Raw genomic sequence first — 14,999 nt, 5'->3', positions numbered from 1 at the left:
TTACGACGCAGCTTACAGGCAAGAGTTTAAGGACCCACCATGAAAAAGATTGATGCGATTATTAAACCTTTCAAACTGGATGATGTACGTGAAGCGCTGGCGGAAGTGGGCATCACCGGTATGACCGTGACCGAAGTGAAAGGTTTTGGTCGTCAGAAGGGCCACACCGAGCTTTACCGTGGTGCAGAGTACATGGTGGACTTTCTGCCGAAAGTGAAAATTGAAATCGTGGTAAGCGACGATATTGTCGATACCTGTGTGGATACCATTATTCGTACGGCGCAAACGGGTAAAATTGGCGACGGTAAAATTTTCGTCTTTGACGTGGCGCGCGTCATCCGTATCCGTACCGGCGAAGAAGACGACGCTGCGATTTAACATTGCCAGCGGTTTTGCAGACCGGGTCAGGCGCAGCCGCCATCCGGCAAAAAAAGCCCCTCGAACGAGGGGCTTTTTGTATTACAGCACTTTATGTGGACCAAAACATTCGTAATGGATGTTGTCTTTATTGACGCCCAGTTCAACCAGCTGTTTCGCGGCATACTGCATAAACGCCACCGGACCGCAGACGTAGAATTGCATCTCCGGCGCGCTGAACGCACCTTCATGCTGGCGTAAATCCATCAACCCTTCGCTGTCAAAGCGGGCCGCTGTACGATCGGCATCCGTTGGCAGACGATACCAGGTGTGCGCGGTGAAACGCGGCAGGGTAGCACCCAGCGTTTTCACCTCATCAGCAAAGGCGTGCACATCCCCGTTTTCAGCGGCGTGGAACCAGTTAACCTGCGCGCTGTGGCTGGATTTCGCCAGCGTGTCCAGCATCGCCAGCATTGGCGTTTGACCCACACCCGCAGAGATCAGCGTCACCGGGGTATTTGCCTCAACGGCCATAAAGAAATCGCCCGCCGGCGCAGCCAGATGAACCACGTCGCCCACGCTGGCTTCGTTATGCAGCCAGCTGGAAACCTGACCGCCGTCCTCGCGTTTCACCGCAATACGGTAGCCTTTGCCGTTTGGCTTACGGGTGAGGGAGTACTGGCGGATCTCCTGATGCGGGAAACCTTCAGGCTTCAGCCAGACGCCGAGATACTGCCCCGGCTGATAATCGGCAACGGGTTGACCATCCACTGGCTCGAACTTAAAACTGGTAATCAGCGCGCTACGCGGCGTTTTCTCAACAATGCGGAAGGCACGGGTCCCTTCCCAGCCACCGTTCTTGCTGGCGTTTTCGCTGTAGATCTGCGCTTCACGGTTGATAAAGACATTTGCCAGCACGCCGTAAGCTTTGCCCCAGGCGTCCAGTACCTCCTGGCCCGGGCTGAACATCTCGTCCAGCGTCGCCAGCAGGTGACCGCCCACAATGTTGTACTGCTCGGGTTTGATTTGGAAACTGGTATGCTTCTGCGCGATTTTCTCCACCGCAGGCAGCAGGGCTGGCAGATTTTCAATGTTGCTGGCGTAGGCCGCGATGGCATTGAAAAGCGCTTCCCGCTGATCGCCGTTACGCTGGTTACTCATGTTGAAAATCTCTTTCAACTCCGGGTTGTGCGCGAACATGCGGTCGTAGAAATGAGCGGTGAGCTTAGGGCCTGTCTCCACCAGCAGGGGAATGGTGGCTTTAACGGTAGCGATGGTTTGAGCGTCGAGCATGAGCGCGTCCTTCTGATGTGAACTTAATGATGTATTTTAAATGCATCTTATAAAAATAACCCTTCGATGTAAATGGTTCTTTGCAAGATGAAATATATGCATCACAAACCTGAAAAGAAATCCGTTGAAAATGACGAGGGCTTTATTCCTCAAACCCTTGCGTGGCGTGAAGGAAAACGTTTGCGTAAAATCGTTTGTCAAGACCTGTTATCACAGAACTATTCAGTTATACTGTTGCCCGTCGTCCAACAGGACTGCCTTTTCAGGCCAAATTTTACTTGTTAGCTGAGTCAGGAGATGCGGATGTTAAAGCGTGAAATGAACATTGCCGATTATGATGCCGAACTGTGGCAGGCTATGGAGCAGGAAAAAGTACGTCAGGAAGAGCACATCGAACTGATCGCCTCCGAGAACTACACCAGCCCGCGCGTCATGCAGGCGCAGGGTTCTCAGCTGACCAACAAATATGCTGAAGGTTACCCGGGCAAGCGCTACTACGGCGGTTGCGAGTACGTTGATATCGTTGAGCAACTGGCGATTGACCGTGCGAAAGAACTCTTTGGCGCTGACTACGCTAACGTCCAGCCGCATTCCGGCTCTCAGGCAAACTTCGCGGTCTACACCGCGCTGCTGCAGCCGGGCGATACCGTTCTGGGTATGAACCTGGCGCAGGGCGGTCACCTGACTCACGGCTCCCCGGTAAACTTCTCTGGCAAACTGTACAACATCATCCCTTACGGTATTGATGAGTCAGGCAAAATTGACTACGAAGACATGGCGAAGCAGGCTAAAGAGCACAAGCCGAAGATGATCATCGGTGGTTTCTCTGCTTACTCCGGTATCGTTGACTGGGCAAAAATGCGTGAAATCGCAGACAGCATCGGTGCTTACCTGTTCGTGGATATGGCGCACGTTGCCGGTCTTATCGCCGCGGGCGTTTACCCGAACCCGGTTCCTCATGCTCACGTTGTGACCACCACCACGCACAAAACCCTGGCGGGTCCACGCGGTGGCCTGATCCTGGCGAAAGGCGGCGATGAAGAGCTGTACAAAAAACTGAACTCCGCTGTGTTCCCAAGCGCACAGGGCGGCCCGCTGATGCACGTGATCGCGGCAAAAGCTGTCGCGCTGAAAGAAGCGATGGAGCCAGAGTTCAAAGTCTACCAGCAGCAGGTTGCCAAAAACGCCAAAGCGATGGTGGAAGTGTTCCTGAACCGTGGTTACAAAGTGGTGTCCGGCGGTACTGAAAACCACCTGTTCCTGCTGGATCTGGTTGATAAGAACCTGACCGGTAAAGAAGCTGACGCCGCCCTGGGCCGCGCCAACATCACCGTGAACAAAAACAGCGTACCAAACGATCCGAAGAGTCCGTTCGTGACCTCCGGTATCCGTATCGGTTCTCCGGCTGTTACTCGCCGCGGTTTCAAAGAAGCGGAAGTGAAAGAGCTGGCTGGCTGGATGTGTGACGTTCTGGACAACATCAATGACGAAGCGGTTATTGAGCGCGTAAAAGCGAAAGTTCTGGATATCTGCGCACGCTTCCCGGTATACGCATAATTCTTCTGCTTAGCAGAAATAAAAAGGCCGCGTTTGCGGCCTTTTTTTATGTCTTAACGTCGGTCGAGGGATATTGCTCCCGGTCCCACAATCGCCAACAGGATAAATGCGCCAGCAATACTGACGTTCTTGTAGAAATTAATCATATTCGGCACAACCGCATCCCCGGTCATGTCCCAGTAATGGTGACCAATAACTGCCGTGCCCAGCGTGTAGAACACAAACAATACGGCGAGAGGGCGGGTGAAAAAGCCCAGCACGATCAGGATGGCGGCAGGGACTTCCATCACCACGGCGATAATGGCCGCCAGCATGGGCATTGGCGCGCCAAGCGACGTCATATATTGTACGGTGCCGTTAAACCCCGTCAGTTTTGGATAGCCGAAGATAATAAAGAGTACGACAAGCGCGATGCGGGCAATCAACAACAACAGGTGGCGTGACTGACCGAAATCGAAATAGCGAAGTGAGTTCATGGCAGAAAACCTCTGCAAGTGGAGTAATTTAAACGTAATACACATTTTCGTTCCCTGCCATAAGCCAGACGATTGCACTGAATGTTAATTTTTCGTTAATTTATAGCAGGCTATCTACTTGCTTAATTTTTATATTCTCGCCAGACTATGGCCTCCATTTCGGGAGGGATTCATGGTCTTGCATTCCACGCGCTGGCTGGCGCTCAGCTATTTCACCTATTTCTTTAGTTACGGTATTTTTCTGCCTTTCTGGAGCGTCTGGCTCAAGGGCATTGGCCTTACTCCGGAAACCATCGGTGTCCTGCTGGGGGCGGGGCTGGTGGCGCGTTTCCTTGGCAGCCTGCTGATTGCACCGCGCGTCAGCGATCCCTCCTTACTCATCAAAGCGGTGCGTATTCTTGCCCTGTTAACGCTGGTCTTTGTGGCCTGCTTCTGGGTCAGCCATCAGTTTGCCTGGCTGATGGTGGTGATGGTCGGCTTTAACCTGTTCTTCTCCCTGCTGGTTCCCCTGACGGACGCCCTGGCAAACACCTGGCAAAAGCAGATCACCATGGACTACGGTCGCGTGCGCCTGTGGGGCTCCATTGCGTTTGTGATTGGCTCTGCGCTGGTGGGGAAACTGGTCAGCCTTTACGATTACCGCGCCATTCTTGCCCTGTTAAGCATCGGTATCGCCTCGATGTTGCTGGGCATGCTGCTGCGACCGTCTGTCATGCCGCAAGGCGAAAGTCGCCATCAGGAAAGCGCAGGCTGGCCCGCCTGGCGAAGCCTGGTGGCGCAAAGCTGGCGTTTTCTGGCCTGCGTCTGCCTGCTTCAGGGGGCGCACGCGGCGTATTACGGCTTCAGCGCAATTTACTGGCAGGGCGCCGGTTACTCTGCCTCTGCCGTGGGCTACCTGTGGTCGCTTGGCGTGGTGGCCGAAGTGATTATCTTTGCGCTCAGCAAGAAACTGTTTCGCCGCTTCGGCGCGCGCGACCTGCTGCTGCTCTCCGCCGTGTGTGGCGTGGCGCGGTGGGGCATTATGGGCTGGACGACCGAACTGCCCTGGCTGATCGTGGCGCAAATTCTGCACTGCGGCACCTTTACCGTCTGCCATCTGGCGGCCATGCGCTATATCGCCGCGCGTGAAGGCGGGGATGTGATTCGCTTGCAGGCGGTCTATTCTGCGGTGGCGATGGGCGGCAGCATTGCCGTGATGACGGTCTTTGCGGGCTTCCTGTATCAACATCTGGGACACGGCGTGTTCTGGGTAATGGCACTGGTCGCGCTACCGGCGATGTTTATTCGCCCGAAAGTGGCCGCGCGCGCCTGACTACGATTCCAGCATGGCGCGAATATGTTCTTGCTGCTGTGCGTTCAGCGATTCCACGGCGTGGATCAGCGGCGGCGAGAACAGGGGCAGGGCGGTGGGGTAGGGGGTAATGACCAGCGCCGCTTCGCGCGGAGCCCCCTCTTTCTGAAAAGCCTGCAGCGTCAGATAACGAATATTGAGCGGCAGCAGCGTTAGTTCGCGCAGCTGTTGTTCAATCACCTCTTCACAGGATTTGTCCTCTCCGGTTAATAACACCACCTGTTTTTCGTGCAGATCGGTCTCCTGCATCAGCCAGGCGCCAAAAATCACCGCCACCAGACTCATCTCTTCATCAGAAAAACGCAGGCCAAACTCCGCCTCCAGCTCAAACAACGCCTCCTTGGTGGTGCGTAACAGACGGGGGTAAAGGCGATGGATCTCTTCTGGCAGGCTGTTGTCGATGCCGATCTCAAACAGCGACCGGTCCAGCGCCTGTGCCAGATGAACGTAGAGCTGATCGGTCAGCCCTTGTTCATCGCTGAAGTTCATTCCTGTCTGGGCGCGAAAACGGGCAATCATCCGCACGATGGCCCGGCGCAGACGCTGATCCTGCTGATGTTTATCGAGCACCGGATCGGGCGTGCGCAGCATCATAAACAGCAGCGCGAGGAACAATTGTTCGTCGCTGTGGGTGCCCTGCGGCACGCGGCGTTTCCAGTGACGCACAATTTCCTGCGCCGTAAAGTATTCCCCTCGCGACTGTGTCCAGTTGCGCTGAACGGGGGAAAACTGCGGCGTATTGCCCAGGTGATGCTGGATCAGACAATACTGCAAGAAGAGCTGTAAAAATTGCACGTCACGGCAGTCAAAGGGGCGCTGTAGCTTTCGCGAACAGAAGCTGATCAACGCCCGCAGATTCGTATCGTCATAAAGCGGACGCGCGATGCCCTGCTGTTTAAGCGCGGTTTTAAGCGCCGGGGTAAACTGTTGCGAAACAAAATGTGGGCACAGGCGGAGCGCCCTGCGCAGCCAGTGCAGCAGACATAAACGCTGATTCAGGACCGTGCCTTCAATCCGGTAGCTGCCGTCATGGTGCGTGACAATGTCCAGCCGGTGATAGCGCTGGATTTCATCGCGCGTCTCGGCTATATCTTGCCGTGCCATGGCGTCGTCCACGCCGTTGGTTGCGATTATGCTCTGTGCGGTGACGGCAGCATCGGGCAGGTAAAGCATCAAAAGCACCTGGCAGCGGCGCTGCGAACTGGAAAGCACAGATGGAATTTCAAGCGTTGTCATCATCTGTTGGGTATCCAGTGTGAATGTCTGGTAAGAATAGCTAAAGGATCGACGCTGAAAAGCGTACCGGCAGCCCTTTCACTCAGGATTGCTGGCGAACATCACAGAATTTTTGACGTGAGGAATTGATGCAAACAGTTAAACACAGCGCGATGGCGTTATTTTTGGCGGTTATCACTTTCACCGCCGGCGCGCATCCTCACAGTTTTATCAGTCTCAAAACCGAGCTGGTGACTGACGGAACCCAGTTGAGCGGCCTGAAAATGCGCTGGACGATGGATGAAATCACCTCGGCCGATCTCCTGTATGACGCGGGAAATGCAAAGCCAGGCGATGAGATCTGGAAAAAGCTGGCGGCGGAGGTCATGGCCAACGTGCTGGGACAGCACTACTTCACCGAGTTCTGGCATAACGGACAAAAGGTGAAGTTTATGAATCGCCCGACGGAGTACGGCATGTCGCGCGACGGTCATCAGGCGGTGCTGACGTTTGTTCTCCCGCTGGCGCATCCTCAGCCGCTGGCAGGACAGACGTATACCTTTTCCACCTTCGACCCCACCTATTACGTCGATATGAGCTATGCGAAGGAGAGTGACGTGACGCTACCGACTACCCTGCAAAAATCCTGCAAACTCGCTGTTCATACGCCAAAACCCAGCGAAGAGACGCTCAACTTCGCCGTCTCTCTGGATAAAGAGGATGCCCCTCCTGAAGATATGGAACTGGGTAAACAGTTTGCACAGCAGGTGACGTTACAATGTCAGTGATCCCCTCTTCCGCCCGCAAACCACGTCGCTGGCTTCATCTCTGGCCGCTGGCGCTCTTTTTATTGTTGGCCGTGTGCGGCGCGCTGTGGTTATGGCAGGCCTGGCCGCAGGTTATGATGAAAAGCATTCTCTGGCAGCGTGACGTTAACCAGCAGATGAGCGGGTTACTCAAGGCGGTGGCGGATAACCCAACAAAAGCAGGTGGTTCCCTGCTGGCATTCAGTTTTGTCTACGGGGTGCTGCATGCGCTGGGGCCGGGGCACGGCAAGATTGTGATCACTACCTGGCTTGCCACGCATCCCTCGAAGCTGAAATCGAGCATCGGTCTGACACTGGCCTCTTCGCTGCTGCAGGGCGGCGTCGCTATCGGGCTGGTAGTGGTCGTCCTCTCGCTGTTACAGCTTCCCGCTCGTCAGCTGCACCTGAGCAGTTTCTGGCTGGAGAAGGGAAGTTATGCGCTGGTGGGCGTGCTGGGGGTGATCCTCTGCTGGCGGGCGCTGAAAAAATTGCGCGTCCTGCTGCAAAAGCCAACCTTCAAATCCTTTACGCCACATCATGTTCATGGTGCCCACTGCGGCTGCGGACATCAGCATCTGCCTACGCAGGCGCAGTTGCAGAGCGGCGACGACTGGCGTGCGCGGGTGATGATTGTTCTTTCAATGGGGATGCGACCATGTTCAGGCGCGATCATGGTGCTGCTGTTCAGCAAAGTGATTGGCGTATTCGGCTGGGGCATGCTCTCTGCGCTGGCTATGGCGGCAGGAACGTCCCTGACCATTTCGTCACTGGCATTACTGGTTCACAGCTTCCGTCAACTGGCGGTAAAACTCAGCGGCAATAAGACGCCGGTGCTGTGGCGACAGGTAGGCTGGACGACGCTCGCGCTGGCGGGCGGGGTGATTCTGCTGGTAGCGGCGGTGACGATGTGGATGAGTGCGGTGCCGGTGGGAAGGGGATTACGGCCGTTTTAGTAGGGTGCGGTCTGATGCCCTCACCCTGACCCTCTCCCACCGGGAGAGGGAATTACCGGGATTAACGCTTCAGCGCATCGCTCAGTTCATCACGCATGTTTGCCAGCATGGCTTTAACAACGCGTGGGTTACCTGCAACGATGTTGCCGGTAGACATATAGTTATGGCCGCCGGTGAAATCGCATACCAGTGCGCCTGCTTCACGCGCGATCAGCTCGCCCGCAGCAAAGTCCCACGGCTTCAGCGCCAGCTCGAAGTAACCGTCAACGCGGCCGGTCGCCACGTAGGCCAGATCCAGCGCGGCTGAGCCGGAGCGACGGAAGTCCGCGCATTCGGTGAACAGTTTGCCGAGGATATTCATGTAGGTGGTTGCGTGCTGTTTCGCCTTGAACGGGAAACCGGTCGCCAGAATGGTGCCGTCCAGATCGCGTGCATTGCTGCAGCGCAGACGGTAACCGTTCAGCTGCGCGCCCTGACCGCGGGTAGCGGTGAACAGTTCGTTACGCATTGGATCATAAACAACGGCAACTTCAGTACGGCCTTTAATGCGTACTGCGATAGACACAGAGAAGTGTGGCAGGCGTTTAACGAAGTTGGTGGTGCCATCCAGTGGATCGATAACCCATTGAACATCCTGATCGGTACCTTCATGTTCACCGCTTTCTTCGGTGATGATGGTATGCTGTGGGTAAGATTTGCGGATCGTTTCGATAATAATCGCTTCTGCGGCTTTATCGACGTTAGTCACGAAATCATTGCTGCCTTTCTGGCTGGTTTCTACGGAGTCTGGCGTTTCGTAGTGTTTGGCAATTACATTACCCGCCTTGCGCGCTGCGCGCACGGCGATGGTCAGCATCGGATGCATCGGTCTCTCTCACTGGATGTTAAAGAACAGGAAAATCGGCGCAGAGTATAGCAGCGGGATCGGAATATGTCTCTCGTTTATGATAATATGCCCGAATATTCTTTAGACACTGAATTCAGACATCCAAAACTATGCTGCAAAACATTCGAATCGTGCTGGTCGAAACATCGCATACCGGCAATATGGGCTCCGTTGCCCGCGCTATGAAAACTATGGGCTTAACGAATCTGTGGCTGGTTAATCCGCTGGTGAAACCGGACTCTCAGGCCATCGCACTGGCCGCCGGTGCCAGCGACGTGATTGGCAACGCGCAAATTGTTGATACCCTGGACGAAGCGCTGGCGGGTTGCAGCCTGGTCGTCGGTACCAGCGCACGTTCCCGTACGCTGCCGTGGCCAATGCTCGACCCGCGCGAATGCGGCCTGAAAAGTGTCTCAGAAGCGGAACAGGCGCCTGTGGCGCTGGTGTTTGGGCGTGAGCGCGTCGGCCTGACCAATGACGAACTGCAGAAGTGCCATTACCACGTCGCGATTGCGGCGAACCCGGAATACAGCTCGCTGAACCTGGCGATGGCGGTACAGGTCATTGCCTACGAAGTGCGGATGGCCTGGCTGGCGACCCAGGAGAAAGTGGCAGAACCGAAAGAAGAGACCGCCTATCCGCTGGTGGACGATCTGGAGCGCTTCTATGGTCACCTGGAGCAGACGCTGCTCTCTACCGGTTTTATCCGCGAAGGCCATCCGGGGCAGGTGATGAATAAGCTGCGTCGCCTGTTCACCCGTGCGCGCCCGGAAAGCCAGGAGCTAAACATCCTGCGTGGGATTCTGGCGTCGATTGAGCAGAAGAATAAAGAGTAGTGTCGTCTGTTCGCCGGGTGGCGCTGCGCTTACCCGGCCTACAAAACCCGTAGGCCCGTGCAAGCGCAGCGCCGCCGGGCAAAAGAATACGGCACGGAAGGTTAAATACCTGACTAAAACAGTCAAGTAAATAGTTGACCAATTTAGTCAGGAATGTCAGACTTGGCCCTGCTATGCAATACCCCATTTTACTATAAAAAACCCCGGGCAGGGGCGAGTTTGAGGTTAAGTAAGACATGAGACTGACATCTAAAGGGCGTTATGCCGTAACCGCGATGCTGGACGTTGCGCTCAACTCCGAAGCGGGCCCGGTTCCGTTGGCTGATATTTCTGAACGACAAGGGATCTCCCTCTCTTATCTGGAACAGCTGTTCTCCAGACTGCGTAAAAATGGACTGGTTTCCAGCGTTCGTGGCCCAGGCGGCGGTTATCTGCTGGGTAAAGACGCGGGCAGTATTGCGGTTGGCGAAGTCATTAGTGCGGTTGACGAATCCGTTGATGCGACCCGTTGCCAGGGTAAAGGTGGCTGCCAGGGCGGCGATAAGTGCCTGACCCACGCGCTGTGGCGCGATCTGAGCGACCGCCTGACCGGCTTCCTGAACAACATCACCCTCGGTGAACTGGTGAATAACCAGGAAGTTCTGGATGTATCGGGCCGTCAGCACAGCCAGGAATCTCAACGCAGCACCCGCGCGCAGGACGCTATCGACGTTAAATTACGCGCGTAATAAAAAGATAAGTATTTCAGAATCAGGCCGGGGCGAAGCTGCCCCGAGTACTCGGTCGTACATCCAGCCGGTTGCCTGATTCCTTGCATTGAAGCGATGTACGGAGTTTATAGAGCAATGAAATTACCGATTTATCTCGACTACTCCGCAACCACGCCGGTGGACCCGCGTGTTGCCGAGAAAATGATGCAGTGTCTGACCCTGGACGGAAATTTTGGTAACCCAGCTTCCCGTTCACACCGTTTTGGCTGGCATGCTGAAGAGGCGGTGGATATCGCCCGTAATCAGATTGCTGACCTGGTGGGTGCCGACCCGCGTGAGATTGTGTTCACCTCCGGTGCGACCGAATCCGACAACCTGGCGATCAAAGGTGCAGCCAACTTTTATCAGAAAAAAGGCAAGCACATCATCACCAGCAAAACCGAACATAAAGCTGTGCTGGACACCTGCCGTCAGCTCGAGCGTGAAGGCTTTGAAGTCACTTACCTGGCGCCACAGAGCAACGGTATTATTGACCTGAAAGAGCTCGAAGCGGCGATGCGTGATGACACCATCCTGGTTTCCATCATGCATGTAAACAACGAAATCGGCGTGGTGCAGGATATCGCGACCATCGGCGAAATGTGCCGTGCGCGCGGCATCATCTATCACGTTGATGCGACTCAGAGTGTGGGCAAACTGCCTATCGACCTGAGTCAGCTGAAAGTCGACCTGATGTCCTTCTCCGGCCACAAAATCTATGGCCCGAAAGGCATTGGCGCGCTGTACGTTCGTCGTAAGCCACGTATCCGCATTGAAGCGCAGATGCACGGTGGCGGACACGAGCGCGGCATGCGTTCCGGTACGCTGCCTGTTCACCAGATTGTGGGCATGGGCGAAGCTTACCGCATTGCGAAAGAAGAGATGGAAACCGAGATGGCGCGCCTGCGCACGCTCCGTAACCGTCTGTGGGACGGCGTGAAAGATATGGAAGAAGTGTATCTGAACGGCGATCTCGAGCAGGGCGCACCCAACATCCTCAACGTGAGCTTCAACTATGTTGAAGGCGAATCGCTGATCATGGCGCTGAAAGACCTGGCGGTCTCTTCCGGTTCTGCCTGTACGTCTGCAAGCCTGGAGCCATCCTACGTGCTGCGCGCGCTGGGTATGACTGACGAGCTGGCACACAGCTCTATCCGTTTCTCTTTAGGTCGTTTCACTACCGAAGAAGAGATTGACTACACCATCAAGCTGGTTCGCAACTCCATTGGCCGTCTGCGTGACCTTTCTCCACTGTGGGAAATGTTCAAGCAGGGCGTGGATCTGAACAGCATTGAATGGTCACATCACTAATCGGTACATAAGGAGAATTCAATCATGGCATACAGCGAAAAAGTTATCGATCATTACGAGAACCCGCGCAACGTTGGCTCTTTTGACAACAGCGACGAGAGCGTAGGTAGCGGTATGGTTGGCGCGCCAGCTTGTGGCGACGTGATGAAGTTGCAGATTAAAGTCAACAATGAAGGTATCATTGAAGACGCGCGCTTCAAGACCTACGGCTGCGGTTCTGCTATCGCGTCCAGCTCCCTGGTCACCGAGTGGGTGAAGGGCAAGTCTCTGGACGAGGCACAGGCAATCAAGAACACGGATATTGCTGAAGAACTCGAACTGCCACCGGTGAAAATTCACTGTTCTATCCTGGCAGAAGACGCGATCAAAGCCGCCATTGCGGATTACAAAAGCAAACGTGAAGCAAAATAATTGAGGTTTGAGTATGTCGATTACCCTTAGCGACAGCGCTGCCGCGCGAGTAAGCTCTTTTCTGGCGAACCGTGGTAAAGGCTTTGGCCTGCGACTGGGCGTACGTACCTCCGGCTGTTCTGGTATGGCTTACGTACTGGAGTTTGTTGACGAACCAGCGTCCGATGACACTGTGTTTGAAGACAAGGGCGTGAAGGTGGTGGTCGATGGCAAAAGCCTGCAATTCCTCAACGGCACTCAGCTGGACTTTGTAAAAGAAGGCCTGAACGAAGGGTTCAAATTCACGAACCCGAACGTCAAAGACGAGTGTGGTTGCGGCGAAAGCTTCCACGTTTAATCGCGCGTCATCCGAAACCCCACCGTGGCTTTATTTGCTACGCGTGGGGTTTGTTCTAACAGGCTACCCCTGAGATTGTTATGGATTACTTCACTCTCTTCGGTTTACCCGCTCAATACCCGATTGATCTCCAGGCGCTGACGATCCGTTTTCAGGACCTGCAGCGTCAGTATCATCCGGACAAATTCGCCAGCGGTACTCAGGCTGAACAACTGGCTGCGGTGTCGCAATCCGCGACCATCAACCAGGCCTGGCAGACGCTGCGCCATCCGCTGGCGCGTGCAGAATATCTGCTTTCGCTCCACGGCTTTGATCTGGCGAGCGAACAACACACCGTACGCGACACGGCGTTTCTGATGGAACAGCTTACGCTTCGCGAAGAGCTGGATGAGATTGAACAGGCCAAAGACGAAGCGCGTCTGGAAAGGTTCATCACGCGCGTGAAGGGCATGTTTGATACCCGCCATCAGCAGATGGTGGCGCAACTGAACAATGAGACCTGGGACGTGGCGGCAGACACTGTGCGCAAACTCCGTTTTCTCGATAAACTGCGAAGCAGTGCTGAACAACTCGAAGAAAAGCTGCTCGATTTTTAATTTCGGAAGCAATTATGGCCTTATTACAAATTAGTGAGCCTGGCTTAAGTGCCGCACCGCACCAGCGTCGTCTGGCGGTGGGTATTGATCTCGGCACCACCAATTCCCTCGTGGCAACCGTGCGTAGCGGCCAGGCGGAGACGCTGGCTGACGAGCAGGGCCGCCATCTGCTGCCTTCCGTGGTCCACTACCAGCAGCAGGGCCACGTGGTGGGCTTTGATGCCCGCGCTAACGCCGCGCGCGATCCGGCGAATACCATCAGCTCCGTTAAGCGGATGATGGGCCGCTCGCTGGCCGATATTCAGACCCGTTACCCGCATCTGCCGTATCAGCTGCAGGCCAGTGAAAACGGCCTGCCGATGATTGCGACTGCGGCCGGGCTGCTGAACCCAATTCGCGTATCCGCTGACATCCTAAAAGCGTTGGCGGAGCGTGCGACGGCAACGCTCGGCGGCGATTTAGACGGTGTGGTGATTACCGTTCCGGCTTACTTTGATGACGCACAGCGTCAGGGCACCAAAGACGCCGCGCGTCTGGCGGGCCTGCACGTGCTGCGCCTGCTGAACGAACCGACAGCGGCAGCGATTGCCTACGGCCTCGACTCCGGTCAGGAAGGGGTGATCGCGGTTTACGATCTCGGCGGCGGTACCTTTGATATCTCGATCCTGCGCTTAAGCCGTGGGGTGTTTGAAGTGCTGGCGACCGGCGGGGACTCCGCGCTGGGCGGCGATGACTTTGACCATCTGCTGGCGGATTACATTCGCGAGCAGGCGGGTATCAGCGATCGCAGCGATGCCCGCGTACAGCGTGAAGTGCTGGATGCGGCCATCGAGGCCAAAATTGCGCTAAGCGATGCTGAGTCAGTCAGTGTGAACGTGGCGGGCTGGCAGGGTGAGATCGCCCGTGAACAGTTTAACGATCTCATCGCCCCCCTGGTGAAACGCACGCTGTTAGCCTGCCGTCGTGCGCTGAAAGATGCCGGCGTTGAGGCGGATGAGGTGCTGGAAGTGGTCATGGTGGGTGGCTCCACCCGCGTACCGCTGGTGCGTGAGCGTGTAGGCGAATTCTTTGGCCGCACGCCGCTGACCTCCATTGATCCGGACAAAGTGGTTGCCGTGGGCGCGGCGATTCAGGCGGATATTCTGGTCGGCAACAAGCCGGACAGTGAAATGCTGCTGCTGGACGTTATCCCGCTGTCGCTGGGTTTAGAGACCATGGGCGGACTGGTGGAGAAAGTCATTCCGCGCAACACCACCATTCCGGTGGCACGTGCGCAGGAGTTCACTACCTTTAAAGACGGTCAGACGGCCATGTCCATTCACGTGATGCAGGGCGAACGCGAACTGGTGCAGGACTGCCGTTCTCTGGCGCGCTTTGCGCTGCGGGGCATTCCGGCGCTGCCTGCGGGCGGGGCGCATATTCGCGTCACCTTCCAGGTGGATGCGGACGGCCTGCTGAGCGTCACGGCGATGGAAAAATCGACTGGTGTCGAATCGTCCATTCAGGTGAAGCCGTCCTACGGCCTGACCGATGGCGAAATCGCCTCCATGATTCAGGACTCAATGAGCTACGCCGAGCAGGATGTGAAGGCGCGTATGCTGGCCGAACAAAAAGTGGAAGCCGCACGCGTGCTGGAAAGCCTGAACGGCGCGCTCGCTGCCGATGCCGCGCTGTTAAGCGCCGCTGAGCGTCAGGTGATTGACGAGGCTGCTGCGCACTTAAGCGTGGTCGCCCAGGGCAATGACGCTGATGCAATAGAAGAAGCCATTAAAAACGTTGATAAACAAACCCAGGACTTTGCTGCTCGCCGCATGGACAAATCTGTCCGCGTCGCGCTGAAAGGCCAGTCCGTGGACGAGGTTTAA

At 55.7% G+C, this 14,999-nt stretch carries 16 protein-coding genes; 12 read left to right on the top strand and 4 right to left on the bottom strand.

From position 1 onward, the window contains the following. The first annotated feature begins 39 nt into the window (after positions 1-39). A complete protein-coding gene (glnB, locus tag VF709_RS05060) occupies positions 40-378 on the top strand; it encodes a nitrogen regulatory protein P-II (protein ID WP_003860685.1) in 339 nt (112 codons plus the stop codon). Between the two features lie 81 nt (positions 379-459). Here glnB and hmpA read toward each other — a convergent pair whose 3' ends face one another. Further along, positions 460-1,650, bottom strand: a complete 1,191-nt coding sequence (gene hmpA, locus VF709_RS05055; protein WP_187170714.1) for an NO-inducible flavohemoprotein — start codon at positions 1,648-1,650, stop codon at positions 460-462. Positions 1,651-1,953: 303 nt separating this feature from the next. Between hmpA and glyA the strand changes: the two genes are divergently transcribed. Beyond that, on the top strand, positions 1,954-3,207 hold the full coding sequence (gene glyA / locus VF709_RS05050; protein WP_013098302.1) for a serine hydroxymethyltransferase: 1,254 nt from the start codon (positions 1,954-1,956) through the stop codon (positions 3,205-3,207). A gap of 53 nt (positions 3,208-3,260) precedes the next feature. Here the strand turns inward: glyA and VF709_RS05045 are convergent, their stop codons facing one another. Next, positions 3,261-3,683 carry a DoxX family protein gene (locus VF709_RS05045; protein WP_013098301.1) on the bottom strand — a complete coding sequence of 141 codons (423 nt, stop codon included), beginning with the start codon at positions 3,681-3,683 and terminating at the stop codon, positions 3,261-3,263. 172 nt (positions 3,684-3,855) lie between these two features. On the opposite strand from VF709_RS05045, the gene VF709_RS05040 reads away from it, so the two are divergent. Next, entirely contained in the window at positions 3,856-4,995 is a 1,140-nt protein-coding gene (locus tag VF709_RS05040; RefSeq protein WP_440230997.1) for a 3-phenylpropionate MFS transporter, read from the top strand. Here VF709_RS05040 and csiE read toward each other — a convergent pair whose 3' ends face one another. After that, a complete protein-coding gene (gene csiE / locus VF709_RS05035) occupies positions 4,996-6,273 on the bottom strand; it encodes a stationary phase inducible protein CsiE (RefSeq protein ID WP_045293500.1) in 1,278 nt (425 codons plus the stop codon). Between the two features lie 125 nt (positions 6,274-6,398). On the opposite strand from csiE, the gene VF709_RS05030 reads away from it, so the two are divergent. Both VF709_RS05030 and VF709_RS05025 read left to right on the top strand, forming a co-directional pair. Continuing rightward, positions 6,399-7,037, top strand: a complete 639-nt coding sequence (locus VF709_RS05030; RefSeq protein ID WP_023620117.1) for a DUF1007 family protein — start codon at positions 6,399-6,401, stop codon at positions 7,035-7,037. Next, a complete protein-coding gene (locus VF709_RS05025) occupies positions 7,028-8,008 on the top strand; it encodes a nickel/cobalt transporter (protein ID WP_045293498.1) in 981 nt (326 codons plus the stop codon). The genes VF709_RS05030 and VF709_RS05025 overlap by 10 nt, the downstream gene beginning before the upstream one ends. A gap of 61 nt (positions 8,009-8,069) precedes the next feature. Here the strand turns inward: VF709_RS05025 and suhB are convergent, their stop codons facing one another. Next, the gene (suhB, locus tag VF709_RS05020) at positions 8,070-8,873 is read right to left on the bottom strand and encodes an inositol-1-monophosphatase (RefSeq protein ID WP_045293496.1); all 804 of its coding nucleotides are present in this window, start codon (positions 8,871-8,873) and stop codon (positions 8,070-8,072) included. A gap of 131 nt (positions 8,874-9,004) precedes the next feature. On the opposite strand from suhB, the gene trmJ reads away from it, so the two are divergent. The 7 genes from trmJ to hscA all read left to right on the top strand — a co-directional run bounded on the left by trmJ (position 9,005) and on the right by hscA (position 14,999). Beyond that, complete coding sequence (trmJ, locus tag VF709_RS05015; protein ID WP_013098295.1) at positions 9,005-9,730, top strand: tRNA (cytosine(32)/uridine(32)-2'-O)-methyltransferase TrmJ; 726 nt, start codon at positions 9,005-9,007, stop codon at positions 9,728-9,730. A 236-nt stretch (positions 9,731-9,966) separates the two neighbouring features. After that, the gene (gene iscR / locus VF709_RS05010; protein WP_013098294.1) at positions 9,967-10,458 is read left to right on the top strand and encodes a Fe-S cluster assembly transcriptional regulator IscR; all 492 of its coding nucleotides are present in this window, start codon (positions 9,967-9,969) and stop codon (positions 10,456-10,458) included. Positions 10,459-10,575: 117 nt separating this feature from the next. Continuing rightward, the gene (gene iscS / locus VF709_RS05005) at positions 10,576-11,790 is read left to right on the top strand and encodes a cysteine desulfurase (protein ID WP_003860663.1); all 1,215 of its coding nucleotides are present in this window, start codon (positions 10,576-10,578) and stop codon (positions 11,788-11,790) included. Positions 11,791-11,814: 24 nt separating this feature from the next. After that, positions 11,815-12,201 (top strand): Fe-S cluster assembly scaffold IscU, encoded by a 387-nt coding sequence (gene iscU, locus VF709_RS05000; protein WP_003860661.1) that lies wholly within the window; start codon positions 11,815-11,817, stop codon positions 12,199-12,201. Between the two features lie 13 nt (positions 12,202-12,214). Further along, positions 12,215-12,538: an iron-sulfur cluster assembly protein IscA gene (gene iscA, locus VF709_RS04995; RefSeq protein ID WP_003860659.1), complete on the top strand. Its 324-nt coding sequence runs from the start codon at positions 12,215-12,217 to the stop codon at positions 12,536-12,538. Positions 12,539-12,618: 80 nt separating this feature from the next. Beyond that, positions 12,619-13,134 (top strand): co-chaperone HscB, encoded by a 516-nt coding sequence (hscB, locus tag VF709_RS04990; protein ID WP_045293494.1) that lies wholly within the window; start codon positions 12,619-12,621, stop codon positions 13,132-13,134. Between the two features lie 14 nt (positions 13,135-13,148). Continuing rightward, positions 13,149-14,999 (top strand): Fe-S protein assembly chaperone HscA, encoded by a 1,851-nt coding sequence (hscA, locus tag VF709_RS04985; RefSeq protein ID WP_149896171.1) that lies wholly within the window; start codon positions 13,149-13,151, stop codon positions 14,997-14,999.

Source organism: Enterobacter sp. Lyrl_3, assembly GCF_051948675.1.
GTDB lineage: Bacteria > Pseudomonadota > Gammaproteobacteria > Enterobacterales > Enterobacteriaceae > Enterobacter > Enterobacter cloacae.
Note: the sequence above shows the minus strand (reverse complement) of the source record. Positions and strands in the feature narration are given on the sequence as shown.